Source organism: Streptomyces sp. NPDC087420, assembly GCF_044744165.1.
In the GTDB taxonomy this organism is placed as follows: Bacteria; Actinomycetota; Actinomycetes; order Streptomycetales; family Streptomycetaceae; genus Streptomyces.
In genome coordinates, this window is record NZ_JBIUXU010000001.1 from 292,621 (window position 1) to 316,322 (window position 23,702).

The following is a 23,702-nucleotide window of genomic DNA, read 5'->3' on the forward strand; positions in this document are numbered from 1 at the left end:
CGGTGCGGTGGGCAGTGCGGTGCGGTGGCAGTTACTTCTTCGCCGGCGTGATGTTGCCGACGGTGATGCCCTTGGGGTTGAGGTGCGCGATGTGGCCGCTCTCCGTGCCGGCCGAGGGGTCGATCTCGCAGTCGATGAGCGCCGGGCCGCCCGAGGCGAGCGCCTCGTTGAGCGCGGCGGTGACCTCGGCGGGCGTGGTGGCGCGGTAGCCCTTGCCGCCGAACGCCTCGATCATCTTGTCGTGGCGCGCCGCGAGCATCAGGGTCGTCGGCGAGGGGTCGGTCTCCAGCGGGTTGACGTCGTCACCGCGGTAGACACCACCGTTGTTCATGATGACGGTGACGATCGGGAGGTTGTACCGGCAGATGGTCTCCAGCTCCATCCCGCTGAAGCCGAAGGCGCTGTCGCCCTCCACCGCGATGACCGGCTTGCCGCTCTCGACGGCCGCGGCGATCGCGTAACCCATGCCGATGCCCATGACGCCCCAGGTACCGCTGTCGAGGCGGTGGCGCGGCACGTGCATGTCGATGACGTTGCGCGCGATGTCCAGCGCGTTGGCACCCTCGTTGACGAGGTACGCCTCCGGGTTGGCGTGCAGGACGTCCCGTACGGCCTTGAGGGCGCCCATGAACTGCATCGGCGACGGGTCGGCCTTGAGGCGCTCCGCCATCTTCGCGACGTTCGTCGCCGAGCGGGCCGCCAGCTCTTCGCGCCAGGCGGCGGGAGCCGTGATCTGGCCGGGCTTGGTGCGCTCGGCGATCGCCTCCAGGACCGAACCGATGTCTCCGACGAGCGGGGCGGCGATGGGCTGGTTGCTGTCCAGCTCCTTGGCCTCGATGTCGATCTGGATGAACTTCGCGTCCGGGTTCCACGACGGCGCCTCACCGTGGTTCAGCAGCCAGTTCAGGCGCGCTCCGACGAGCACCACGACGTCGGCCTTCTTCAGCGCCAGCGAACGGGCGGTCGCGGCCGACTGGACGTGGTTGTCGGGCAGCAGGCCCTTGGCCATCGACATCGGTACGTACGGGATGCCCGTCGACTCGATGAACTCGCGTACCTGGTCGTCGGCCTGCGCGTACGCGGCGCCCTTGCCGAGGAGGACCAGGGGGCGCTCGGCGCCCGCGAGCAGTTCGATCGCACGGTCCACGGCCTCGGGCGCGGGCAGCTGGCGCGGCGCGGGGTCGACGAGACGGCTCAGCGTCTTGTCGCCCGTCTCCTTGTCCATGATGGACCCGAGCACCGCGGCGGGGATGTCGAGGTAAACACCGCCGGGGCGCCCGGAGATCGCGGTGCGCAGGGCGCGGGCGATACCGCGCCCGATGTCCTCCACGCGGCTCACGCGGTACGCGGCCTTGACGAACGGCTGCGCGGCGGCCAGCTGGTCCATCTCCTCGTAGTCGCCCTGTTTGAGGTCGACGAGGTGGCGCTCGCTGGAACCCGATATCTGCACCATCGGGAAACAGTTGGTGGTGGCGTTCGCCAGCGCGACGAGCCCGTTGAGGAAGCCCGGCGCGGATACCGTGAGGGCCACACCGGGCTTCTTCGTGAGGTAACCGGCCGCGGCCGCCGCGTGTCCGGCGTTGCTCTCGTGGCGGAAGCCGATGTAGCGGATGCCGCGCGCCTGCGCGAGCCGGGCCAAGTCGGTGATCGGGATGCCGACGACCCCGTAGATCGTGTCGATGTCGTTCAGCTTGAGCGCGTCGACGACCAAGTGGTACCCGTCGGTGAGCTCGTCCCGAGCGTCGGCGGTCGCCGCTGTCTCCGGTGCGGAAGGGGCGGTCATGGTCCGGGGTCCTCCTTGGGCAGGCATGCCTGTTCGGCTTCTCATCACACCTTCGGCAGCGGGGGACGTCCCGTCCAACACCTATCGGCGACCAGCCGATAAACAGCATTTATCGATGGCCTCTACAGGCGGGGCGGGCGGCCCTCGGCCTGGGTTGATAGACCTGCGCTATCGGCTGTTCGCCATCGCGTATTGGACGGGCACCCCGCGCCCGCGCAGGCTCGCTACCTGACGTCTTCACACAGGCCTGGTCGAGGAGGGGGTGGTCATGGCGGTTCCGACCGCAGCATCCGTGCGCGACGAGAACCGGTATCGGCCCCCAACGATCACAGGACTCACAGATCTCCTCGACCGGCAGGTACGTGACCGTCCCCGGGCCCGGGCGCTCGTCGCCGGCGCGGACCGGGTGCCCCTGTCGTACGGCGCCCTCGCGAGCCTGGCCGACGACGTCGCCGGAGGCCTGGGGGCCACCGGGCTGCGCCGGGGGGACGCGGTCGCCGTCGTCTGCGCCAACACCGCCGAGTTCGTCGTCGCGCTGCTCGGCGCCGCGCGGGCCGGCCTGGTGGCCGCCCCGGTCGACCCGGCCCTGCCCGGGCCCGACATGTCCGCGCGGCTCGACGCGCTGGGCGCGCAGGCGATCCTGGCGGGGCCGCCCGCCGCCGACGCCGCACCGGTCGCGGCGGCCGGCGTACCGGCGTGGACCCTGCGTGTGGACGTCCCCCGCGCCGGGACGGCGTCCGCCGGCCTCGACACCGGCGCACCTCTGGTACGGCGGGTGCGGGGCGCGGCCGGGGAGCTGACCGACCACGACAGCCTCGTCCTGTTCACCGCGGGCACGACCGACCAGGCCAAGATGGTCCCGCTGACCCACGCCAACGTGGCCGCGTCCGTGCGGGACATCTGCGCCACCTACGAGCTGGGTCCCGGGGACGCGACCGTGGCGGTGATGCCGTTCTTCCACGGACACGGCCTCTTCGCGGGGCTCCTGGCCACGCTGGCCAGCGGCGGGTGTGTCCTGCTGCCCGAGCGCGGCGGCTTTTCGGCGCCGACCTTCTGGGACGACGTACGGGCCGTGTCCGCCTCCTGGTTCACCGCGGCGCCCACCGTCCACGAGATTCTCCTGGAGCGGTCGGCGACGGAGTACCCGGGCCCGAGCCTCGCGCCGCTCAAGTTCGTCCGCAGTTGCAGCGCGCCGCTCAACACCGCCACCCAGCGGGCGCTGGAGCGCACGCTCGGCGCACCGCTGCTCTCCGCGTACGGCATGACCGAGTCCACGCACCAGGCGACCAGCGAACCGCTGCCGCAGCAGGGGTTCCTCAAGCACGGCTCCGTCGGCCGGTCGACCGGGGTGGACCTGCGGATCTTTGACCGGAACGGGCGGCCCTGCCCCGTCGGCACCCAGGGCGAGGTGTGGGTGCACGGCCCGACCGTCGCGCGCGGCTACCTGGGCGACCCGGCGGAGACGGCGCGCGGCTTCACCGACGGCTGGTTCCGCACCGGCGACCTGGGCTCGCTGGACGAGGACGGATACCTGTTCCTCACCGGGCACATCAAGAACCTCATCAGCCGGGGTGGTACGACGATCTCGCCCGAGCACGTCGAGGACATCCTCGCGGGGTGCCCCGGGGTCACCGAGGCGGCCGTCTTCGCCCTGCCCGACGAGGGGAACGGGCCGCGGATGGGCGCCGTCGTGGTCGTGAGCGACGGCGAGTCCACCGGGCCCGAGATCCTCCAGTACTGCCGCAACCGGCTGCCCGCCTCCGAGGTGCCCGACCGGCTCGACGTCGTCGGCTCGCTGCCGCACACGGCCAAGGGCGGCCTGGACCGGCCGGCGGTGGAGAGCCTGTACGGCCACTGACAGCTGTACGGCCACTGGCAGCCTGTACGGGCACTGACGACCTGTACGGGCGGCACTGACGGCCTGTACGGGCGCTGCCCCGAGGCTCCGGCCGACCCGGCCTCACCGCATGCGGTGCTCGCCCGGCAGCGACTGGTCGAAGAACGCGTCCAGCGACAGCTCCGTGGCCGCGTTCACGAACGCCCGCGCGGCGATCGAGCCCGGCGTCGCCGCGTGGATCGCCACCGAGATCTGCGCCCGCGCGTCCGGGGCCACCAGCCGGACGGCCCGCGGCCTGCCGATCACCGGCATGGCACGCAGCCAGGTGTGCGGCACGATGCTCGCCCACTCGCCGACGCCCACGTGCGCGTAGAGGGACGCGACCGAGTCCGTCTCCACCTGCGGGGTCACCACGACCCCGTTCTCGGCGAAGACCCGGTCGATCAGCTGGCGGATGCGCATGTCCGGCGTCAGCAGCGCGAGCGGCAGCTGCGCCGCGTCCGCCCACGTCATGGTGTCGCTCTGGGGCATCAGCTGGTCGCCGGACGCGAGCAGGACGTACCGCTCCTGGTACAGCGGCACCACCTGGAGGCTCTCCCGGTCGTCGGGCGCGAAGTGCGCGATCGCCGCGTCCAGCTCGAACTCGCGGAGCTGGCGGTGCAGCTCCTTGGCCGACTGCCGGGACTGGACCTGCACCTTCGCCAGGGGATGCGCCCCGCAGAACGCCGCCACCGGCAGCGCCAGGGTGGTCGACGCCGTCGGTTCCGTCCCCAGCCGCAGCGTCCCGGTGATGCCCGACTGGACGGCCGCCACCTCGGCCTTGAACGCGTCCTGCTCGGCGAGGATCCGCTTGGCCCAGACGACGAGCCGCTCGCCCTCCGGGGTGAGGCCTTCGTAGTTGTGCCCCCGGTTGATGAGCGTGACGTTCAGTTCCCGTTCCAGCTTGGCGATCGCCGCGGAGAGGGCGGGCTGCGAGACGTAGCAGGATTCCGCCGCCCGGGCGAAGTGCTTCTCCCTGGCCACCGCCACGAAATACTCCAGCTGACGGAACAGCATCAGCGACTCCTCCCTGCCTGGCCCGCTGACCAGCGGTCACGAACTCTACCCGGCCCCGAACGGACGTCACCCTTCCGCGTCCGCCCGGGCAGAGTCCGTGGCCGGTATCAGCGCTGTGGTACGGGGAAGGTCACCGGGCCGCGCCGGCCCGCCCGGTTCACCGCCCGGACGCCGAAGAAGACGTTGTCCTTCGACAGGTCCACGGTATGACTCGTCGCCGTACCCACCGTGATCACGGCGGTCCACTCCGGCGCGGTCGTCTCGCGCCACACCACCTCGTACCCCGCCAGGTCCGGCTCCGTGCCCGGGTCCCAGACCAGCTGGGTGTCGTTGGTGAGCGCGCTGGTGACGATCTTGACCCCGCGCGGGGCCGCGGGGGCCTGCGCGAGGGTCCACAGCACCGCGCCGTTGACCCGGGCGACCCGGGCGATGTACCCGAAGTCGCAGAACTCGGGCAGGTCGCCGTACTGCTTGCCGTCCACGACCCGCACGTCCTGGTGCTGGTGCGCGAAGTCCTCCGCCGGCTCGGTGAAGCGCGCCGCCGCGTAGCCGCGTTCCAGGAACGGGATGTGGTCACCGCCCCGCAGGTAGCGGTCGCGGCGGTAGACCACGCGGACGTTCATGCCCGTCGCGTCGTTGTCCGCGACGTCGCGGACGAACCGGGCGAGCTGGCGGCTCGGCGAGTCGTTCTCGCCGCCGACCGAGCGGCGGGTGTCGGCCTGCTGCGGGGTCTCGGACGTGGGCACGCCCTCCGCGAAGAGCCGCACGGTGTACGGGTCGCGGGTGCCGTCGTCCGCCCGGGAACTGCCGACGATGTCGTTGGTGAACATGGCCTGGACGTTCGCACCGGCGGCCTTGAAACTCTCGGCCAGGTACGTCGATCCGTACAGGCCCTGCTCCTCGCCCGCGACGGCCGCGAAGACGATCGTGGCGGCGGGACGGCGCTTCGCCATCACCCGCGCCAGCTCCATGGCCACCGCGACCCCGGAGGCGTCGTCGTCGGCGCCCGGCGCGTCGCCGGTCGCGTCCATGACGTCGGTGGCGCGGGAGTCGTAGTGCCCGGAGACGACGTGCACCCGCCCGGGGTCGACCGCGCCGCGCAGCGTCGCGACCACGTTGGTGATGCGGGTGGCCACCGGGATCCGGGAGGCGGGTTCCTGGACGTACGACTGGAGCTCCACGGTCATCCGGCCGCCGGAGGCCGCGGCGTACCGCTTCAGCTCGGCGTGGATCCAGTCCCGGGCGGCGCCGATGCCCCGCTCGGGGTCGTCCTGGGTGGACAGGGTGTGGCGGGTCCCGAAGGCGGCGAGGCGTCTCACGGTCGCCTCGATCCGGTCGCGGTCGACCTCCTTGAGCAGCTCCCGCAGCTCCCGGTCGGGGTGCTGGACGGTCGCGGCGGGCCGGCCGCCCGCCTCCCGCCCGCCGGATCCGGCCGCGCTCGCCGACGGGGCCGAGGCGGCGACGGCCGCTCCGGCCGCGACGGCGGCGGCGGACGACAGTACGGTCCTGCGGGGCGTCCCTGTGGGGTGCTGGGGCATGACGGTCCCTTCCACGGATGCGGGTGGGTCTGCCGGTACGCGAGGGGCGTAGGGCAGGACCTGGCGCTCCATGGTCATGGACAGAACAACGGATCACAAGGCCGCCCCGGAGGGGGCCGGGCGGTCCCTCCACGGACCCGCCCCGGCCCCCCGCCGCGTGTCGTCACGCGCGTGTCGTCCCGCGCACGGGATCCCCCGGATGTCGTCACGCGCGTGTCGTCCCCCGCGTGTCAGGCCTTCGTCACCCCCGGCCGCCCCGACTCCACCCGCAGCCGGGCCAGCGCCACCGACGGCGACTGCGGGCGCAGGACCGTGCCGACCGTCCGCACCTGCGCGTCGATGCCCTTCGTCCCGATGTCGAAGAGGTGGTAGCCGCGGTGGCAGTCGATGAACTTCCAGTGCGGATTGTCGGCGCGCAGCGGATCCCACTGCGCGTCGAACGCCGCCACGCTCTGGTCGCCGTTGGAGCTGATGGACGTCCCCACGAACTCGGCCCCGACCACGGCCGACTTCGGATCGGCGTAGTCCCGCTTCAGGTCGCTGATCATCGTCAGGTGGCGGTCGCCGCTGAGCACCACCGGGTTCTGCACGTTCCGGAAGCGGGCCAGCAGATCGTTGCGCTCTACCTGGTAGCCGTCCCAGGCGTCGTAGTACCACTCCTTGCCGGGGCCCGCGAGGATGTCGGTCTCCGCCATCATGATCTGCGAGGCGAGCACGTTCCAGCGGGCCCGCGAGGTGCTGAGCCCGGACCGCAGCCAGCGCTTCTGCTCCGCGCCCAGCATGGTCAGCGACGGGTCCTGGGCGCCCGCGTGCGTGACGGCCTGGTCGCTGCGGAACTGCCGGGTGTCCAGCACGTTGAGCCGGACCAGCTGTCCGAAGTCGAAGCGCCGGTACATCTGGATGTGCGGGCCGTTCGGCACGGCCGACGCCCTGACCGGCATATGCTCGTAGAACGCCTGGTAGGCGGCGGTCAGCCGGGCCACGAAGGCGTCGTGCGGCTGCTTGCCCGGGTCCTGCGGGATCTCCCCGGCGAAGTCGTTGTCGACCTCGTGGTCGTCGAAGGTCACGATCCACGGGGCGGCCGCGTGCATGGCCCGCAGGTCGGGGTCCGTCTTGTACTGCGCGTAGCGGTTGCGGTACCCCACCAGGTCCACCGGCTCCCCGGTGCCTTCGTGGCGGCGTACGGCCGAGGCGGCGGGGGCGCTTTCGTAGATGTAGTCGCCGACGAAGACCACGACGTCCGGGTCCTGCCGTCGCATGTCCGCGTACGGCGTGAAGTAACCGTTCTGCCAGTTCTGGCAGGAGGCCAGGGCGACGCGCAGCGTGGAGGGGTTCGCGGCGGCCGTGCGGGTGCGCCCCACGGGGGAGAGCTGCGAGCCTGCCCGGAAGCGGTACCAGTACTGCCGGCCGGCGCTCAGGCCTGGCACGTCCACGTGGACGCTGTGCCCCAGCGACGGCGAGGCGACGGCGGTGCCCTGCCGGACGACGGTACGGAACCGTTCGTCCAGGGCCACCTGCCAGCGGACCGGCACCGTTCTGTCCGGCATGCCACCGCCGTTGAGCGGGTCCGGGGCGAGCCGGGTCCACAGGACGACGGAGGTCGTCAGCGGGTCTCCGGAGGCGACACCGAGCGTGAACAGGCCGTCCGGCAGGGGGGCGTAGGCGGGACGGGAGACTCCGGTCGCGCGGGCGGCGGGAGCGGTCAGCAACTGTCCGGTGGCGACGGCGCCGGCGGTGGCGGCACCGGCCATCAGCAGGCGGCGGCGGGCGAGTTCGGGCATGGGGGTTCCCTTCTCATTGCGGCATAGCCGCGGAGAAGGTGTCAGGTCCACAGACACAGGCACCCAATTTCACCCGGCCGGACCGTGACACAAGAGTGTCCACTGACGTCGTATCAGCTCAATTCGGACGGAATGAATACCCCAGGAGTACCAACGGATTCACCTGAGTGCCACGGATCGGGCCGCCGGGCGCCTCGGGAGGGTCGGCGCTCGGGCGCGTCCCGGCGACGGCCGGATCCGGCCACGGTTGCCGCCCGAGGGGTGTCGATCCGCCCTGTTCGAGCTGCTCTGAGCGAAATCACTCCCGCCGGGGGCTCCGGCTCCCTACGCTCGGAGTCAGCCGACCTCAGGGAGCCCGTGATGGAGATGCCAGGCACGCCGCCCCCGTACGCCGATGTCGCCCAACTCGCCTGGGCGGTTCTCCTGCTCGAACAGGCGCGCCATCTGTTCAAGGAGGCCGAGACCTCCTGCCGTACGCTCACCGCCCCCGGGACGGCCGTCGAGCACGAGGCCGGGCTCGCCCTTCTCACGGCGGGCGCCTCGGAGGCGGCCGTCACGATGGCCTCCGCTCTCGGCTTCGCCACCGCGGGCCTCGACGCGAAGGCCGGCTGGAAGCTCCGCAGCGCCCGTAACCTCGGCAACCTCCCCGCCGGGATCAGCCGCACGGACCGCCCGCTCGAACCGGCCGTGACCGAGGCCCTGCTGCTGGTACGTCAGGTGGCGGAGGTCTACAACCACGACACGGTCCGGGAGATAGACGACGCGCTCGCCGCGGGCGCCCCCACCTGGCCGCCGCCCGAGCGGGACACGTACGGGCGGGAGCACGGGCACCGGATCTGAGCGGGGTCCGGACGGCGGCTCCACTGTGTGGACACGCCCTAGGTGTATTGATCACCTAGGGCGTGTCCGCGAAGTAGTGGGCGGTCGCGGCGGCCACCGACTCCAGCACCGGCCGCCAGTCCTCCATCACCCCCGCGTCCACGCCGACGGCCCTGCCCTCGTCGTCGGCCTGACGCAGCGTCACGGCGTCCTCCGCCAAGGGGTCCCGCGCGAACGCGGCCGCCTCCGCCGGGGTCATCGGGCCGCCCTGGAGCCGCAGCGTGGCCGCACTGTGCCCGGACAGGGGACGGCCGGGCTCGACCGCCGCCAGGTAGCGCTTGGCGGGTACGTGCAGCTGGACGAGCCGGGCGACCCGGACGCCCAGCAGGGGGCGTACCGCGTCCGCCGCGAGATCCGCGTGGCCCGTCTCGTCGCCGGGAACCAGCAGCCGGCCCAGGTCGTGCACGAGGCCGGCGATCTGGAGCTCCTTGTCGGCGGGACGGCGCCGGCGCAGCAGCGCGGCCGTCTGCAAGGCGTGGTCGTGGAGGTCGACGGGATCGCCGGTGCGGTCCGGGGTGTCCCAGGCGCCCCGGCTCGCGTGGAGGAGATCCATCAGCTCGTCGACCGAGTTCGCAGCCATGGGTGGCCCTTTCCCGTGCTGTTCCCGTCCTGGAATGCCTGCCGTCGCGCTGCCGAGCAGATCACGAAGTGGTGAACGGGTCGACGCCCGGCCCTCTGAACAGCCGACGAACAAAAACAGACCGTATTTTGTTCGCCATTTCCCCTGTTGTGCGCGCCCGCCGTACGGCACGCTGGACGCATGAACGCTGCCAGACATGCCGGCGAACGTCTGATGACCTGGCCGGGTCTCAGCCGGGGCCGGGCCTACTGCGGCACAGACCTGTGCGTGCGCACCGAGTCCCAGGAGATCGTGCACTTCCACGGCGAGAACGAGGCCGACGTGCACCTCACCAACTCCATGATCGCCAAGTTGCGGCCCGCGCTCAAGCGGTCCACCGCGCTGCGGCTGCGGGCCGGCTCCGGCTGGGTCACGGTCCGGCTCGACACCGGCGCGGACATCGATCTCCTCGCCACGCTGGTCAGCGCGGCCCTCCAGGCCGTCGCCGGGCTGCCCGAGGAGGGCGGCACGGGGGTCGTGACCGATCCCTGCACGCGGCACAACAGGGCGTACTCCCGCTGAGACCCACGCCGAGACCCACGTTGCGGATGCGGGATCGCCGGGCAACGGGGATGGTGGGGTGTGAGTACGTTCCGAGTGAGGAGCAAGCAATGTCGATGATGGACAAGCTCAAGAACCTCATGAAGGGCCATGACGACGCGAGCCGCCAGGGCGTGGACAAGGGGGGCGACGCGTTCGACGCCAAGACCGACAACAAGTACAGCGGCCAGACCGACAGTGCCCAGAAGCGGATGAACGAGCAGATGGGGACGCAGGACCCGCCGTCGGACGACCGCCCCCCGCAGCCCTGACCGCACCCCATGAGACTTGTGCCTGCCACCGGACCTGATCGGGTCCGGTGGCAGGTGTGTTCTCAGGTGTGATCGTGTTCTCAGGTGTGGTCGTCAGGGTTGTTGTTTGGGCCGTCGGGGTCGAGCGCCCCGGTCCGGTCCAGCGCGGCCCTCACCAGCGCCGACGCGAAGACCGCCGGATCGGTGTCGCCCGCCAGCCGCGCCAGTGCCGCCGGATCGTCCGGCAGACCCAGGCGGTGTGCTCCCTGGAGCGCCTTGTCGTCCAGGTACGGCGCGACCTCCGGCCAGATCCCCTGGACCTCGCGCAGGAAGATGTCCGCGCCGACCGGACCGATGCCCGGGGTCTTCTGGATCCCGGCGGCCAGGGCGCCGGTGTCGCGGCCCGCCGCCTCGCGCAGCCGGCGCAGGTCACCGCCGTACTCGTGGAGGAGCAGGCGGGCGCCGTCACCGAGCTGGGTGGCCGTGCGCTCGTCGTAGCGGCGGTAGCCACCGCGCCCCAGCGCGTCCACCCGCTCCTGCCAGGTGGCGTCGGCCATGCGCCGGGGTGTGCGCAGCCCCGCGTCGCCGAGGGCCCGGCAGGCCGCGACCGCGGTCTCACCGCGGATCCGCGCGCTCAGCAGCAGCGCCAGTACCAGGGTGCGGTAGAGCGGCTGCGGTGTGTCACGCAGGCGGATACCGGCCTCCTGCGCGTAGGTGCGGCCGTGGGTGTCGAGCAGCTTCCGCACGGTCTCGTTGTCACTGGATCGCGGCACAACGCACCTCCTCCGACGGACAGTTGCCGGTGCGGCGCGGGGCAGAACCTCTCTCCCCGCGCCTCCACCATTGTCGCGCCACCCGGCGCCGGCCGCACACGCTGCCGCGGGCGGGGTCAGGCCCGGGAGAACCAGCGTGTGATCTCCGTGTCCGTGATCTCCTCTCCCAGCTCCTCCGGCAGGGCGTCGAGTTCGAGCTGGGCGACCTGGGCGTAGTGCTTCGCCACCCCGGGTGCGAGGATCTTGTCCGGCAGTGGGCAGGACCGGAACGCCTCGAGAGCGGCGCTCAGTGTGGTGTGGACCGGCGGTGCGGTGTGATCCGCGTACGCGTTGCCCGTGACCGGCTCCGGTGGGGTGAGCGCGTTCTCGATGCCGTGCTCGACCGCGGCCAGGGCGGCCGTCAGGGCGAGGTAGGGGTTCGCGTCCGCCCCCGGCAGCCGTACCTCCAGGTGCGGGGTGGCCCGCCCCACCACCCGTACCGCGCAGGTCCGGTTGTCGTAGCCCCAGGTGAAGCTGGTGGGGGCGCCGGTGTCCGGCTGGTAGCGGCGGTAGGAGTTGGTGTTCGGCGCCCACAGCGGGGTGAGGTCGGGCAGGACCGCGAGCAGCCCGGCGACGGCCTGCCCGCCGGTGGTGGACAGGCCCCCCGAGGGGGCGACGAACACCGGCTCGCCGTCGCGCCACAGGGACAGGTGGAGGTGCAGTCCGCTGGCCGTGCCGGGCTGCGGGGTGGGCATGAACGTCGGAGCCAGCCCCGTCCGGTCGCCGGTGTGCCGGGCGATGCGCTTGAACAGGACGTGCCCGTCGCACGCCTCCAGCGCGTCGCCGTACGGGAAGGTGATCTCCACCTGCCCCGGCGCGGCCTCGGACTTGGCCGCCTCGATGGGCCGCCCCGCGTGTTCCAGGTGTTCCTGGAGGAGCCGCAGGTAGCGGCCGGTCCGCGGGTCGACCTCCAGGGCGAAGTCGCGGTTCTTCGCCGACACGGGACGCAGCGCGCGGTGGAGGGTGTCCTCCAGGCGCTGGTGGGTGCCGCGGTAGAGGGCGAACTCCGTCTCGATGCCCACCTTCACCCGCAGACCGCGTTCGGCGAGCAGGTCGAGCTGCCGGCGCAGGATCCGGCGCGGCGACACCTCCACGGGCCGGTCGTCGAGGAAGGCGTCCGCCTGGACGACCACCGTCGCCGGATCCCAGGGCGCCGTCCGGATCGTCGTCAGGTCGGGCCGTACCTGGAAGTCGCCGATGCCACTGTCCCAGGAGACCAGCTCGAAGTCGGACGGCGGCAGCATGTCGACGTCCGTGGCCAGTACGTACGCGCACACGTCCGCCCCGTCGCCGGCCACCCGGTCCAGGAAGTAACGCGCGTGGTACCGCTTGCCCTGCTGCCGGCCCTGTACGTCGGCGAGCGCCAACTCCACGGTCCTGACGCGGCCTTCGTCCACCTCGGTCCGCAGCTGGTCGAGGGTGAGGCGCCCGGTGGCCCGGCCCGGCCGGTCCTGGTCGGCGGTCATCAGATGAACTCCTCGACGTGCGCGCGGTCCTGGGCGGCCGGGGTGGGCGTGGGCGGGTTGTAGGCGCGGCGCGCGAACGGCCAGCGCAGCTCGGCCAGCAGCAGGACGACGACGAGCGCCACCGGCGCGTAGTTGAACGTCTCGACGGTGACGGGGTTGCGCTGCGGCAGGCAGAAGAGAATGGTCACGAAGGCGACCCAGATCACCGCCACCCATCCCACCGGCTTGCTCCAACGCCCCAGGTGCCAGGGGCCCTTGCGGAAACGGTTCCCGTGGCGGAGGCGCAGGAAGATCGGGATCGCGTACGCGGGCGTCATCCCGATGATGTTGATCGCGGAGACGGCGGTGAACGCGGTGGGGGAGTACAGGCTCGGCAGGGTGATCAGGCACGCGGCGGCGACCACCAGCCACACGGCCAGGTGCGGGGTCTGGCTGCGGCTCAGCCGCCGCCACAGGCCGGAGCCGGGCAGCGCCCCGTCGCGGGAGAACGCGAACACCATCCGGCTGCCGGCCGCGACCTCGGCGTTGCCGCCGCACAGCAGCACCACGATGACCACGGCGAGCAGCAGGGTGGCCCCGTCCGTGCCCACCGCGTCGACGAAGATCTGCGCCGGGGGTACGGGGGAGGCGGCGGTGGCCGTGTAGTCCTGGATCGCGGACGCCATGGAGGCCAGCAGGACGAAGCCCACCGCCCAGGAGACCCAGATCGAGCGCACGATGCCGCGCGGGGCCGACACCGCCGCGCGGCTCGTCTCCTCCGACATGTGGGCCGAGGCGTCGTAGCCCACCAGCGTGCCCTGGGCGATCGCGAGGCCGATGCCGGTGACGTACAGCGGATTCGCCCAGCCGGTGCCGTTGCTGAACTCACCGAGGACGAACGACGCGGACTGGTGGCTGTCCGGGGCGATCCACAGCACACCGAGGATGACGGCCACACCGGCGAGGTGCCACCACACACTGATCGAGTTCAGCACACTGACCAGCCGTACGCCGGCCAGGTTCAGGGCGGCGTGGAACAGGAGGATGGCGACGAAGATGACCATCGTCTCCCCCGGTGTGACGGCGATGCCCCACTGGAGGTCGAGAACGGCTCCGGTGAACAGGGCGGCGCCGTAGTCGATCACGGCGATGCCGCCGATCAGACCTAACAGGTTCAGCCATCCCGTGTAGAACCCCCAGCGCCGGCCGCCGAGTTGGTCGGCCATGTAGAACATCGCGCCCGAGGTGGGGTACGCGCTCGTCACCTCGGCCAGCGCCATCCCGACGAAGAGCACGAAGAAGCCCACCACCGCCCAGCCCCACAGCATGACCGCGGGACCGCCCGCGATCAGCCCGGGCCCGTACAGCGCCATGCAGCCGCCCAGCACCGAGATGACACTGAAACTCACGGCGAAGTTGCCGAAACCGCCCATCCGCCGGGCCAGCACGGGTTCGTAGCCGAGATCGGCCAGCTGCCGGTTGTCGTCGGACACCTGCTCGGGTCCGGAGACGGGTTGTGGTCGGGTCGCACCAAACACTGAGGTCCTCCTCATGGGACACACTCATCGGGGAAGGGATCACCGGGAACGCACGACGGCTCAGGGAGAGCCGTTCGCCAGGGACGCCTCGTGGGCGTCGAGGAACAGGCGCTCCCACCGGGCGCCGTCGGCGACGAGGTACAGCCACGGGCGGGGCGAGGCGTGGGGTCCCAGCGCGCGGAACACCTCCGCCGCCGGGCCGTACTGCTGACTCGACCACAGCGCGTGCGCCAGGTAGTTCATGTCCTGGGTCAGACGGCGCGAGGGGGTGACGGCGAACCACTCCCGGTACGCCACCCGCGCCCGCTCCAGCGCCCGGTCGGTCACCCAGTAGAGGCTGGCGTCCAGCGACTCGCGGCCGGTGTGGGTCGCCCGCCACCGCTCCACGGCGACATACAGCGGAAGGGCCAGCAGGGCCGAGCCCGCGGGCGCCCCGTCCGCCACCCACCGGGCGAAGAAGTCCTGGTGGGCGACCGAGCCGCCCTTGCGGACCAGGAAGTAGCGCGCCATCCGGTGGTACGCCTCACGGTTGCCCGGGTCCCGCCGGTCGACCTCCGCCAACAGCCCCCAGGGGCCGGGGAACAGCTGCGGGTCGGGGGCGTGGCGCCGGTGCTCCGGGTCCACCTGGCCCGGGTCCAGCTCCGCGAGGGCCAGCCGGCAGAGGAACGGCACCGGATCGTGCGGCGCCGCCTCCGCCGCGGCCGCACAGGCCGCGCTCGCGGTCCACCACAGGCTCTGGAGGTGCTGGACATCGCCGATACGGTTCGCCCGCAGCGCCCGTTCCACCGCGACCCGGGCGCGCATCACCGACGCCGGCCGGCTGTCCGGGACCTCGCGCTGCCACGTCTGCACCACCGTGGTCCCGGCCGACGCCGCGCCCAGTACCTGTGTACGGAAGGTCCACTGCGCCCAGTCGGCGCCGGCCTCGGTGCGTAAGACGCCCGCCTCGGTGCGTAAGAGCAGGTCCTGCATGGACATCCAGTAGCCCGAGGCCACGTCCTGGAGCACCGCGCGTAACTCGTGGTCGTCCCCGGCGGGCCCGGAGGACAACCGCATCCCCCGCCCGGACCGGTCGCCCGTCCCCATGGCGTTCACCGGCACCGGCCCCCGGGGCCGCCGGGGGCGGAGGACCGGGGTAACGGCCGCACAGGAGACATCGTCATTCCTTGTCACAGGTCAGGGGGGTCCGCTCAGGACGCCGTCCATCACCGAGGGTTTGCGCTCGGTGGCCCTGCGTCCCGGCGCACCAGCATGGCACTTGGGCTTTCGTAAAGAAAGCTCGACCGGAACTTTGATCCCCCCAATTGCACGTCCCGGTGCGCCGATTGACCGTTTTCGACCGGGCGACCTCCACCTGGCGGAATGTGCTTTCCACAACGGAGGGATCAGATGGGAACGGGGCGTCAGGCGAGCAGGCGCAGCGCCCCGTCCGCCAGGCCCACCCGGACCGTCTGGCCCCACGTCAGTTCCAGCGCGTCGCTCTCCATGCCGTCGCCGAACGCGACCAGCCGCTCCGACTCCACCGTCAGGCGCAACCGGTGCGTTCCGGTCAGGACGCCCGTCAGCCGCGATGTGCCGGTCGTGGGGGAGGGCCAGGCCTCCCGTACGCACCAGACCAGGACGGGATCGGTCGGCGACGGCGCCGGCAGGGCGCCGCCGCCCAGCGAGCGCAGCCAGCCCGTCGCGCCCGTGCCCGTGCCGATCAGCACGCCCGAGGACGCCTGGGCCTCGGCGGGACCCGTCCCGTCGTCCCCGTCGTCCGGGCCCAGCCGGTAGCGCGAGGTCTGGTGGTCGGGGCGGCCGAGGTAGATCTCGTTGAGGGCGAGCAGCCGCTGTGTGTCGTCGGCGACCGCCTCGACCATCGTCAGTTCGTCGACCCGGGCCGCGCGCCCGTGCCCGGCCGCCCGGAGCAACGCGCCCGCGTCGCCCGGCCGGTGGCGTACCAGCACCCCGAGCCCCCGCCCCGGATCCGTGTCGATCCCCACCACCACCTGCCCCGTCAGGTACTTCGCGGTGTTGGCGACCAGCCCGTCCGCGCCCACCACGACCACCACGTCCTCGGGGCCGAACAGGAACCGGTCCAGGTCCGCCCGTTCCACCCGGGCCTGCCGCCACGACAACGGCACCGCCGCCGCCACCTCCGTCAGCGCGCGGAGCGCCCGGTGGTGGCGCGCGGCCACCTCGTCCAGGGACCGGCCGCGCGAGGAGAGGTAGAAGGCGGCCTGGCCGTGTGTGCCGTGCCGGGCGAGCAACTCCTCGTACTCACTGGTGCGGTGGACCAGCACCGCGCGCGGCGCCAGACTCACGCGGACCCGTCCCCGGGACGGCCCAGCTTGGCGAGCAGCCCGGTGAGCACGTCGGGGGAGAGGGTGAGGCTGTCGACGCGCGGCAGGTTCTCCGCGAGGCGCGTCGCGGCCAGCGCGTGCAGCGTCGCCGCGTCCACCTCGCCGTGCACCCGCAGCCAGGCGGACTGGGCCGCGGCCCGCGCGTCACCGGTCTGCCGCGCCGCCTCGGCCTGCGCGGTGGCGAGCTTCACGATCCGCCGCGCCTCGGCCTCGGCCCGTACGGCGTCGGCCGCCGCGCTCTCCTCGGCCTCGCGACGGGCGTTGGTGCCGTGCTGCTCGACCAGCCGCTCCTCGCGCCGGGCCAGTTCGATCTTGCTGGCGAGTTCGTTCTCGGCGATGGTCCGCTCGCGCTCGACCGCCACGGCCCGCCGCTCGTAGGTGGCCCGGTCCGCCTCCTGCTGGATCAGCTCACGGGCGGGCGTGCGCAGGGCGCGCTCCACCTCCGCCTCCGGGCGGATGGCGACCACCCGCGCGGCCACCACCTCGATGCCGGTCGCCGGCAGCCGGGGCTCGGCCGCGAGGCCGTCGGAGATCCGCTGCCGCACGGACGCGACTCCGTCGGCCAGCGCCGCCGCAAGCGGGGTACGGGCCAGCACGTCGAGCGCGTGCTGCTGGGCCGTCTCGGTGAGCAGGGTGGCGATCTGCTCCAGCGGCGCGCTCCGCCAGGCGCCGGTGTCCGGATCGACGGAGAAGTCGATCCGGCCGGCCGCCGTGCCCGGGTCGCTGATCCGGTAGGTGACGGTCGCCTGCACGGTGACGTCCTGGAAGTCGGCCGTACGGGCGTGGAAGGCCATGGCCAGCTCCCGGTCGTCGACCGGCACTTCGGAGAGGGCCGCGCTCAGCGCCCGGAACCAGAAGCTCAGCCCGGTGCCGTCGTGGGCGAGCTGTCCGCGCCGGTCGTGCCGTACGTACGCGGTGGGCGCGGAGCGCAGATGGCGCCAGCCGAGGCGCCGGGTGATGTCGGCCATGGAGGCCCCCCTTGTTGTCGTCATGGCGACGATATCGAAGGCGGCTCCTTGTCGTCAAGCTGACGATATGAAGGGGGAGGGGGTGTCGTCAGGCGATGGACGCCGAGATGATCGCGGCCACCGCGAGGTTGCAGGACGCGGTCACCCACACCGCCGGATGCGGCTCCGCCTCGACCAGCGTGGCGCCCAGCTTCCCCGGCGTGACCAGGTCCACCACCAGGAAGGCCACGGCCATCATCACCAGCCCCAGCACCCCGAACGCGGCGGTCGACGCGAGTCCCTTGCCGAAGTCGTCGTACGTCGTCCAGATCGAGGTGAACACGATGCCCCCGATGCCCAGCAGGGCCGAGCTGAGGAGGACCGCCGCGTTGCGGTTGCGCTCCTCCCATATCTGCTTCCCGAGCTTGCCCGGGGTCAGCAGGTCCACCAGGACGATGCCGAGGATCAGCAGGACCACACCGAGCGCCCCGTAGACGCCGGCCCGGCCAAGTCCGTTGAGAATGTCGCTCATTGAGAAGCTCGTCTCCGCCGCAGAAGTGGATCGTGGTAAAAGCGACGCAAAATGTATCGCACGGCCGTACGAGATCTCCGGTCGCGGCGGCCCAAACCGGCTGCGCCGCAGGCGGGTTGCGTAGGCTGAAACGGTCACGTGAGTGTGGCTCTCCATCCCACCGACCACCACCGAGACCGCCCCACCGAACCACAGGGAGTCCGTCACCATGGCCGACATCGAGATCCGCGACAACCGCGCGCTGGGCCGTCTGGAGGCGTACGAGGACGGCCAGGCCGTCGGCGTCGTCGCCTACTTCACCCTCGACGCCACCCCCGCCGCGCTGGTCGCGGTGCACACCGTGGTGGAGCAGGGCCACGAGGGCAAGGGCATCGCGGGCAAGCTCGTCCGTGAGTTCTACGCGACGGCGGCGCGCGAGGGCGTCCCCGTCGTCCCCCTCTGCCCGTACGCGGCCACCTGGGCCGAGCGGCACCCCGACGAGGCGCCCCCGGCGCCGGTGGACGTGGTGGCGGCCGCCGAGGAGCAGCTGAAGGCGAGCACCAAGGTCTGGTGACCCGGGGTCCGGCGACCGGCGCGGGGGTCCGGCGACCGGCGCGACGCCCGCGCCGGCCCGGTCTAGCATCGTGATCATGCTCGCGCTGCTGCACACCTCTCCCGCCCACGTCCCGGTCTTCGACGCCCTGCGCGACTCCGACCACCCGGGCCTCGTCCTGCGGCACGTGGTGGCCGGGGAGCTGCTCGACCGGGCCAGGATCGAGGGGCCCGAGGCCGTGTCGGACGCGGTGGAGGCGGCGCTGGAGGACGTGGTCGCCGAGGGCGCGGCCGCCGTGCTCTGCACCTGCTCGACGCTCGGGGAGGTCGCGGAGAAGGCGGGCCGCGTCCTCGGCGTACCGGTGCTCAGGGTCGACCGGCCGATGGCGGCCACGGCGGCCGAGGCGGGCCGGGTGGTGGTGGTCGCCACGGTGGAGAGCACGCTGGAGCCGACGCTCACGCTGATCCGCGAGGAGGCGGCGGGCCGGCCCGTCGACCTGCGGACCGTGCTGGTCGACGGCGCCTGGGAGCGGTTCGAGGCGGGCGACCTCGACGGCTATCTGGACGCGGTGGCGGCGGTCGTCGACGGTGTCGCGGCGGCGGACGTGATCGTACTGGCCCAGGCGTCGATGGCCGGCGCGGCGGACCGGGCCACGACCACCGTCCCGGTGCTCTCCAGCCCCCGCCCCGGCCTGAACGCCGCCGCGGTGGCCGCGGCCGCGCTCTCCTGACACGTGGACCCGGCGCATCCTGACGCGTGGACCCGGCGCGCGCGGGCACGCGCACCGGGAGACATTGGGAACGTACGACCACGCACCACAGGAGGTCAGTCATGACCAGCCCGTATCCCGATCCGGTACCGCCGTCGCCCGTCCCCACGCCAGGACCGCCGGCACCAGGACCGCTGCCGGGCCCGGGCCCCGCGCCCGTTCCCTCGCCGCCCCCGGCCCCCTCGCCCCCGCCGCGCCCGTCCCCGCCCCCGCAGCCCGATCCGGTGCCGAGCCCGCCGGGCCCGGACCCCGTACCGGAACCGGAGCCCGCACCGGGGCCCCTGCGCGACACCCCTTGACGCCCGCCCTCCACGCCGACCGGCCGACCGCGAGAACGCGGCCGGCCGGTCGGCGTAGGGGGCAGTGGCCGGTCAGTCGCTGCTGACCTCCGAGCGGTCGCCGCCCCAGAGGGTGTGGAACGACCCCTCGCGGTCCGTACGCCGGTAGGTGTGCGCCCCGAAGAAGTCACGCTGGCCCTGCGTCAGGGCGGCGGGCAGCCGCTCCGCGCGCAGCGCGTCGTAGTACGAGAGCGCCGCCGAGAAGCCCGGAGTCGGGACGCCCTGCACCGCCGCCGTGGCCACCACGGCCCGCCAGTCGTCCTGCGCCGTGCCGATCTCCTCGGCGAACTGCTTGTCCGACAGCAGGCTCGGCAGGTCGTGCCGCGTGTCGAACGCCGCCCGGATCCGGTCCAGGAACGCGGCGCGGATGATGCACCCCGCCCGCCAGATCGCCGCGACCGAACCGAGGTCGATGTCCCAGTCGTACTCGTCGCTGCCCGCCCGGATCTGGTGGAAGCCCTGCGTGTACGACACGATCTTCGACGCGTACAGCGCCTGCTCCACCTGGTCGGCGAAGCGCGCCGCCTCCGTGTCGTCCAGCGGGCGCGCGGTCGGCCCCGGCAGCCCGCGCGACGCCTCGCGCAGCGCCGCGTGGCCCGAGACGGCACGCGCGAAGACCGCCTCGGCGATCCCGGAGACCGGCACACCCAGGTCGAGGGCGATCTGGACCGTCCAGCGGCCGGTGCCCTTCTGCTCGGCCTGGTCGAGCACGACGTCCACGAACGGCTTGCCGGTCGCCTCATCCGTATGGGCGAGTACCTCGGCGGTGATCTCGATCAGGTACGAGTCGAGCCGGCCGGTGTTCCACGTACGGAACGTCTCGGCGATCTTCGCGGGGGAGTAGCCCGCGACGGACCGCAGCAGGTGGTACGCCTCCGCGATGAGCTGCATGTCGGCGTACTCGATGCCGTTGTGCACCATCTTCACGAAGTGGCCCGCGCCGTCAGGACCGATGTGCGCGACCGTCCGCGCCCCGTCCGGTGCCTTCGCCGCGATCTTCTCCAGCAGCGGGCCGAGGGACTCGTACGACTTGGCGGAGCCGCCCGGCATGATGCTCGGGCCGTGCAGCGCGCCCTCCTCGCCGCCCGAGACCCCCACCCCGACGAAGTGGATGCCGCGCTCGCGCAGCTCCTTCTCCCGGCGGCGGGTGTCGGCGAAGTGGGCGTTGCCGCCGTCGATGATGACGTCCCCCTCCTCCAGCAGGGGGGCGAACTCCTGGATCACGGCGTCCGTCGGGTCCCCGGCCTTCACCATGATCATCAGGCGGCGGGGGCGCTCCAGGGCCGCGACGAACTCCTCCGCGGTCTCCGCGGGCACGAACGTGCCCTCGTCGCCGAACTCCTCGACCAGGGCCCGGGTCTTCGCGGCCGTGCGGTTGTGCACCGCGACCGTGAGACCGTTGCGCGCGAAGTTGCGGGCCAGGTTGCGGCCCATCACCGCGAGCCCCGTGACGCCGATCTGGGCGGTACCACTCATGGAAGCGCTCCTGAAAGTAGTGAGCTTGTTACGTCAATCCTCAAGGTGCCCGGAGTCATCCGCATTCCGGGCCTGTCGCATCGTGTCGTGTTCCCGCCGTACGCGCGACGTGATCGCCCGATCGTGTCCGAACGGGCAGGGTCAGATGTGAGCGGCTTCTCGTGTAACCACGCCGGTTGTGGGGAAAGGGGATTCCGGTTCGGGCTCCGTTCGGGCACGAAGCGGTACCGAAGCGGGCGGTGATCTGCGCGACAACAGCCGTCACCACTGGTGTGACCTGCGCCGACGCTCCGGGCGAAGCGGGCATGAACGGGCACAGTCGGATGAGTGAAGAACCTGGTCGCGACGGGGCCTTTGCTTGTACAAACGACGCATGAGCCCGAACGGGTGCTGAGCCCGAGCCGCAGCGGAGCAGGGAAGTGTGTGTCGTGGACACCGACGAACGCCGACGAGAAATCCTGGAGATCGCCCGCCGTGCCGGGGCGGTCGACGTCACCGCGCTCGCCTCGAAGCTCTCGGTGGCCAAGGAGACCGTCCGGCGCGACCTGCACGCCCTGGAGGAACACGGCCTGGTACGGCGCACCCACGGCGGCGCCTACCCGGTGGAGTCCGCCGGCTTCGAGACGACCCTCGCGGTACGGACCACCCGTCTCGTCCCGCAGAAGTCCCGGATCGCGGCTGCCGCCGCCGATCTCCTCGGCGACGCGGAGACCGTCTTCGTCGACGAGGGCTTCACCCCGCAGCTCGTCGCCGAGGCGCTGCCCCGCGACCGGACCCTGACCGTCGTCACCGCCTCCCTCGCGGTGGCGACCGCGCTCGCCGACGCGGAGAAGATCGCGGTGCTGCTCCTCGGCGGCCGGGTCAGAGGATCCACCATGGCCACGGTGGACCACTGGACCACGCGTATGCTCTCCGAGTTCGTCATCGACCTGGCCTACGTCGGAGCCAACGGGATCTCCCGCGAGTACGGCCTCACCACCCCGGATCCGGCCGTCAGCGAGGTCAAGGCGCAGGCCATGCGCAGCTCCCGGCGCCGGGTCTTCGCCGGGATCCACACCAAGTTCGGCGCGGTGAGCTTCTGCCGGTTCGCCGAGGTCGCCGACTTTGAATCCATCGTCACGGACGCGGGCCTCCCCTCGGCGGAGGCCCAGCGGTACTCACTGCTCGGACCACAGGTCATCCGCGTCTGACACCCGCGGTCCGACACCCACCGGCCCTCTCCGTTCCGTACCCGCCGCGCCTCCTCGGCACGGCCGGGACGCGGGTCCGCACACCCCCGGAACCCCCTCACAACGAAGTGATCAGGAGACAACTCATGCCCGTCCAGCAAAGACGACGTGGAATCAGCGTCCGTGTGGGAGCCGGTGCCGCCCTGGCGGCCCTGCTCGCGGGGTGCAGCGGAGCCGGCGGCGGCAGCTCCTCCGGCGGGAGCGACTCGATCAACGTCCTCATGGTGAACAACCCGCAGATGGTCGAGTTGCAGAAACTCACCGCGGACAACTTCACCAAGGACACCGGGATCAAGGTCAACTTCACCGTCCTGCCCGAGAACGACGTCCGCGACAAGATCAGCCAGGACTTCTCCGAGCAGGCCGGCCAGTACGACGTCGCCACCATCAGCAACTTCGAGGTCCCGTTCTTCGCCAAGAACGGCTGGCTGCACCCGCTGGACGACTACGTCAAGAAGGACAAGGCCTTCGACCAGGCCGACATCCTCAAGCCCCTCCAGGACTCGCTGACCGCCGCCGACGGCAAGCTCTACGGCGAGCCCTTCTACGGCGAGTCGTCGTTCCTCATGTACCGCAAGGACATCTTCGCCGAGAAGAACCTGACCATGCCGCCCAAGCCCACCTGGCAGCAGGTCGCCGACCTCGCCGCGAAGGCGGACGGCGCGAAGAGCGGCATGAAGGGCATCTGCCTGCGCGGGCTGCCCGGCTGGGGCGAGGTCATCGCCCCGCTGACCACGGTCGTGAACACCATGGGCGGCACCTGGTTCACCAAGGACTGGGAGGCACAGCTCACGTCGCCCGAGTTCACCAAGGCCACCCAGTTCTACGTCGACCTCGTCCGCAAGCACGGTGAGGCGGGCGCGGCGCAGTCCGGCTACTCCGAGTGCCTCAACAACATGACGCAGGGCAAGTCGGCCATGTGGTACGACGCCACGGCCGGCGCCGGCTCGCTGGAGGCCGCCGACTCCCCGGTCAAGGGCAAGATCGGTTACGTACCCGCCCCGGTCGAGAAGACCGAGAGCTCCGGCTGGCTCTACACCTGGGCCTGGGGCATGCAGAAGGCGTCCACCAAGGACGAGAGCGCCTGGAAGTTCATCTCCTGGGCGTCCAGCAAGGAGTACGAGAACCTCGTCGGCGAGAAGATCGGCTGGCCCAACGTGCCCGCCGGCAAGCGCGCCTCGACCTACGCCAACCCGGCCTACCTCAAGGACGCGGCGGCCTTCGCCGACGTGACCCAGCAGGCCATCACCACGGCCAACCCGACCAACCCGGGCACCCAGCCCCGGCCCACCGTCGGCATCCAGTTCGTCGACATCCCGGAATTCACCGACCTGGGCACGAAGGTCTCGCAGGAGATCAGCGCCGCCATCGCGGGCAAGCAGTCCGTCGCGGAGGCCCTCAAGACCTCGCAGGCGCTCGCCGAGAAGGTCGGCAAGGAGCAGCAGTGAGTGTCCC

The 23,702-nt window shown here is 72.0% G+C and carries 21 protein-coding genes; 8 read left to right on the plus strand and 13 right to left on the minus strand.

What is annotated here, in order from left to right; translation table 11 throughout:
* Positions 1-31: 31 nt before the first annotated feature.
* A complete protein-coding gene (gene oxc / locus ACIO1C_RS01340; RefSeq protein ID WP_401857071.1) occupies positions 32-1,783 on the minus strand; it encodes an oxalyl-CoA decarboxylase in 1,752 nt (583 codons plus the stop codon).
* A 268-nt stretch (positions 1,784-2,051) separates the two neighbouring features.
* Here oxc and ACIO1C_RS01345 point away from each other — a divergent pair, with 268 nt between their 5' ends.
* Positions 2,052-3,641 carry a FadD7 family fatty acid--CoA ligase gene (locus tag ACIO1C_RS01345; RefSeq protein ID WP_401857072.1) on the plus strand — a complete coding sequence of 530 codons (1,590 nt, stop codon included), beginning with the start codon at positions 2,052-2,054 and terminating at the stop codon, positions 3,639-3,641.
* Positions 3,642-3,743: 102 nt separating this feature from the next.
* On the opposite strand, the gene ACIO1C_RS01350 is transcribed toward ACIO1C_RS01345, so the two are convergent.
* The 3 genes from ACIO1C_RS01350 to ACIO1C_RS01360 form a co-directional block, all read right to left on the minus strand.
* Positions 3,744-4,676, minus strand: a complete 933-nt coding sequence (locus ACIO1C_RS01350; protein ID WP_401857074.1) for a LysR family transcriptional regulator — start codon at positions 4,674-4,676, stop codon at positions 3,744-3,746.
* 107 nt (positions 4,677-4,783) lie between these two features.
* Positions 4,784-6,214 carry a M20/M25/M40 family metallo-hydrolase gene (locus ACIO1C_RS01355; protein ID WP_401857075.1) on the minus strand — a complete coding sequence of 477 codons (1,431 nt, stop codon included), beginning with the start codon at positions 6,212-6,214 and terminating at the stop codon, positions 4,784-4,786.
* A gap of 230 nt (positions 6,215-6,444) precedes the next feature.
* Entirely contained in the window at positions 6,445-7,995 is a 1,551-nt protein-coding gene (locus tag ACIO1C_RS01360; protein ID WP_401857077.1) for an alkaline phosphatase D family protein, read from the minus strand.
* 360 nt (positions 7,996-8,355) lie between these two features.
* On the opposite strand from ACIO1C_RS01360, the gene ACIO1C_RS01365 reads away from it, so the two are divergent.
* Positions 8,356-8,835, plus strand: coding sequence for a hypothetical protein (locus ACIO1C_RS01365; protein ID WP_401857079.1), 480 nt, complete (start codon positions 8,356-8,358; stop codon positions 8,833-8,835).
* Between the two features lie 55 nt (positions 8,836-8,890).
* Here the strand turns inward: ACIO1C_RS01365 and ACIO1C_RS01370 are convergent, their stop codons facing one another.
* Entirely contained in the window at positions 8,891-9,454 is a 564-nt protein-coding gene (locus ACIO1C_RS01370) for an inositol oxygenase family protein (RefSeq protein ID WP_401857081.1), read from the minus strand.
* A 180-nt stretch (positions 9,455-9,634) separates the two neighbouring features.
* Here ACIO1C_RS01370 and ACIO1C_RS01375 point away from each other — a divergent pair, with 180 nt between their 5' ends.
* Complete coding sequence (locus ACIO1C_RS01375; RefSeq protein ID WP_401857083.1) at positions 9,635-10,015, plus strand: luciferase family protein; 381 nt, start codon at positions 9,635-9,637, stop codon at positions 10,013-10,015.
* Positions 10,016-10,104: 89 nt separating this feature from the next.
* The gene (locus tag ACIO1C_RS01380; RefSeq protein WP_401857084.1) at positions 10,105-10,305 is read left to right on the plus strand and encodes an antitoxin; all 201 of its coding nucleotides are present in this window, start codon (positions 10,105-10,107) and stop codon (positions 10,303-10,305) included.
* A gap of 80 nt (positions 10,306-10,385) precedes the next feature.
* On the opposite strand, the gene ACIO1C_RS01385 is transcribed toward ACIO1C_RS01380, so the two are convergent.
* From ACIO1C_RS01385 to ACIO1C_RS01415, 7 genes are all read right to left on the minus strand, one after another.
* Positions 10,386-11,057 (minus strand): endonuclease, encoded by a 672-nt coding sequence (locus ACIO1C_RS01385; protein WP_401857086.1) that lies wholly within the window; start codon positions 11,055-11,057, stop codon positions 10,386-10,388.
* Between the two features lie 116 nt (positions 11,058-11,173).
* Entirely contained in the window at positions 11,174-12,562 is a 1,389-nt protein-coding gene (locus ACIO1C_RS01390) for a glutamine synthetase family protein (RefSeq protein ID WP_401857087.1), read from the minus strand.
* Positions 12,562-13,974: an amino acid permease gene (locus tag ACIO1C_RS01395; protein WP_401857993.1), complete on the minus strand. Its 1,413-nt coding sequence runs from the start codon at positions 13,972-13,974 to the stop codon at positions 12,562-12,564. The genes ACIO1C_RS01390 and ACIO1C_RS01395 overlap by 1 nt, the downstream gene beginning before the upstream one ends.
* A 165-nt stretch (positions 13,975-14,139) precedes the next feature.
* Positions 14,140-15,165 carry a hypothetical protein gene (locus ACIO1C_RS01400; protein WP_401857996.1) on the minus strand — a complete coding sequence of 342 codons (1,026 nt, stop codon included), beginning with the start codon at positions 15,163-15,165 and terminating at the stop codon, positions 14,140-14,142.
* Between the two features lie 317 nt (positions 15,166-15,482).
* Complete coding sequence (locus tag ACIO1C_RS01405; protein WP_401857089.1) at positions 15,483-16,385, minus strand: hypothetical protein; 903 nt, start codon at positions 16,383-16,385, stop codon at positions 15,483-15,485.
* Positions 16,382-17,392 (minus strand): SPFH domain-containing protein, encoded by a 1,011-nt coding sequence (locus ACIO1C_RS01410; RefSeq protein WP_401857091.1) that lies wholly within the window; start codon positions 17,390-17,392, stop codon positions 16,382-16,384. The genes ACIO1C_RS01405 and ACIO1C_RS01410 overlap by 4 nt, the downstream gene beginning before the upstream one ends.
* A gap of 88 nt (positions 17,393-17,480) precedes the next feature.
* Positions 17,481-17,903 (minus strand): DUF350 domain-containing protein, encoded by a 423-nt coding sequence (locus ACIO1C_RS01415; RefSeq protein ID WP_161308425.1) that lies wholly within the window; start codon positions 17,901-17,903, stop codon positions 17,481-17,483.
* A 208-nt stretch (positions 17,904-18,111) separates the two neighbouring features.
* Between ACIO1C_RS01415 and ACIO1C_RS01420 the strand changes: the two genes are divergently transcribed.
* Positions 18,112-18,456: a GNAT family N-acetyltransferase gene (locus ACIO1C_RS01420; RefSeq protein WP_401857092.1), complete on the plus strand. Its 345-nt coding sequence runs from the start codon at positions 18,112-18,114 to the stop codon at positions 18,454-18,456.
* Positions 18,457-18,532: 76 nt separating this feature from the next.
* Positions 18,533-19,165, plus strand: coding sequence for an aspartate/glutamate racemase family protein (locus ACIO1C_RS01425; protein WP_401857093.1), 633 nt, complete (start codon positions 18,533-18,535; stop codon positions 19,163-19,165).
* Positions 19,166-19,575: 410 nt separating this feature from the next.
* Here ACIO1C_RS01425 and gndA read toward each other — a convergent pair whose 3' ends face one another.
* Positions 19,576-21,018, minus strand: a complete 1,443-nt coding sequence (gndA, locus tag ACIO1C_RS01430) for an NADP-dependent phosphogluconate dehydrogenase (RefSeq protein ID WP_401857094.1) — start codon at positions 21,016-21,018, stop codon at positions 19,576-19,578.
* Between the two features lie 428 nt (positions 21,019-21,446).
* On the opposite strand from gndA, the gene ACIO1C_RS01435 reads away from it, so the two are divergent.
* Both ACIO1C_RS01435 and ACIO1C_RS01440 read left to right on the plus strand, forming a co-directional pair.
* On the plus strand, positions 21,447-22,208 hold the full coding sequence (locus tag ACIO1C_RS01435) for a DeoR/GlpR family DNA-binding transcription regulator (protein ID WP_327233171.1): 762 nt from the start codon (positions 21,447-21,449) through the stop codon (positions 22,206-22,208).
* A 125-nt stretch (positions 22,209-22,333) separates the two neighbouring features.
* On the plus strand, positions 22,334-23,695 hold the full coding sequence (locus ACIO1C_RS01440) for an ABC transporter substrate-binding protein (protein ID WP_401857096.1): 1,362 nt from the start codon (positions 22,334-22,336) through the stop codon (positions 23,693-23,695).
* Positions 23,696-23,702 lie beyond the last annotated feature (7 nt).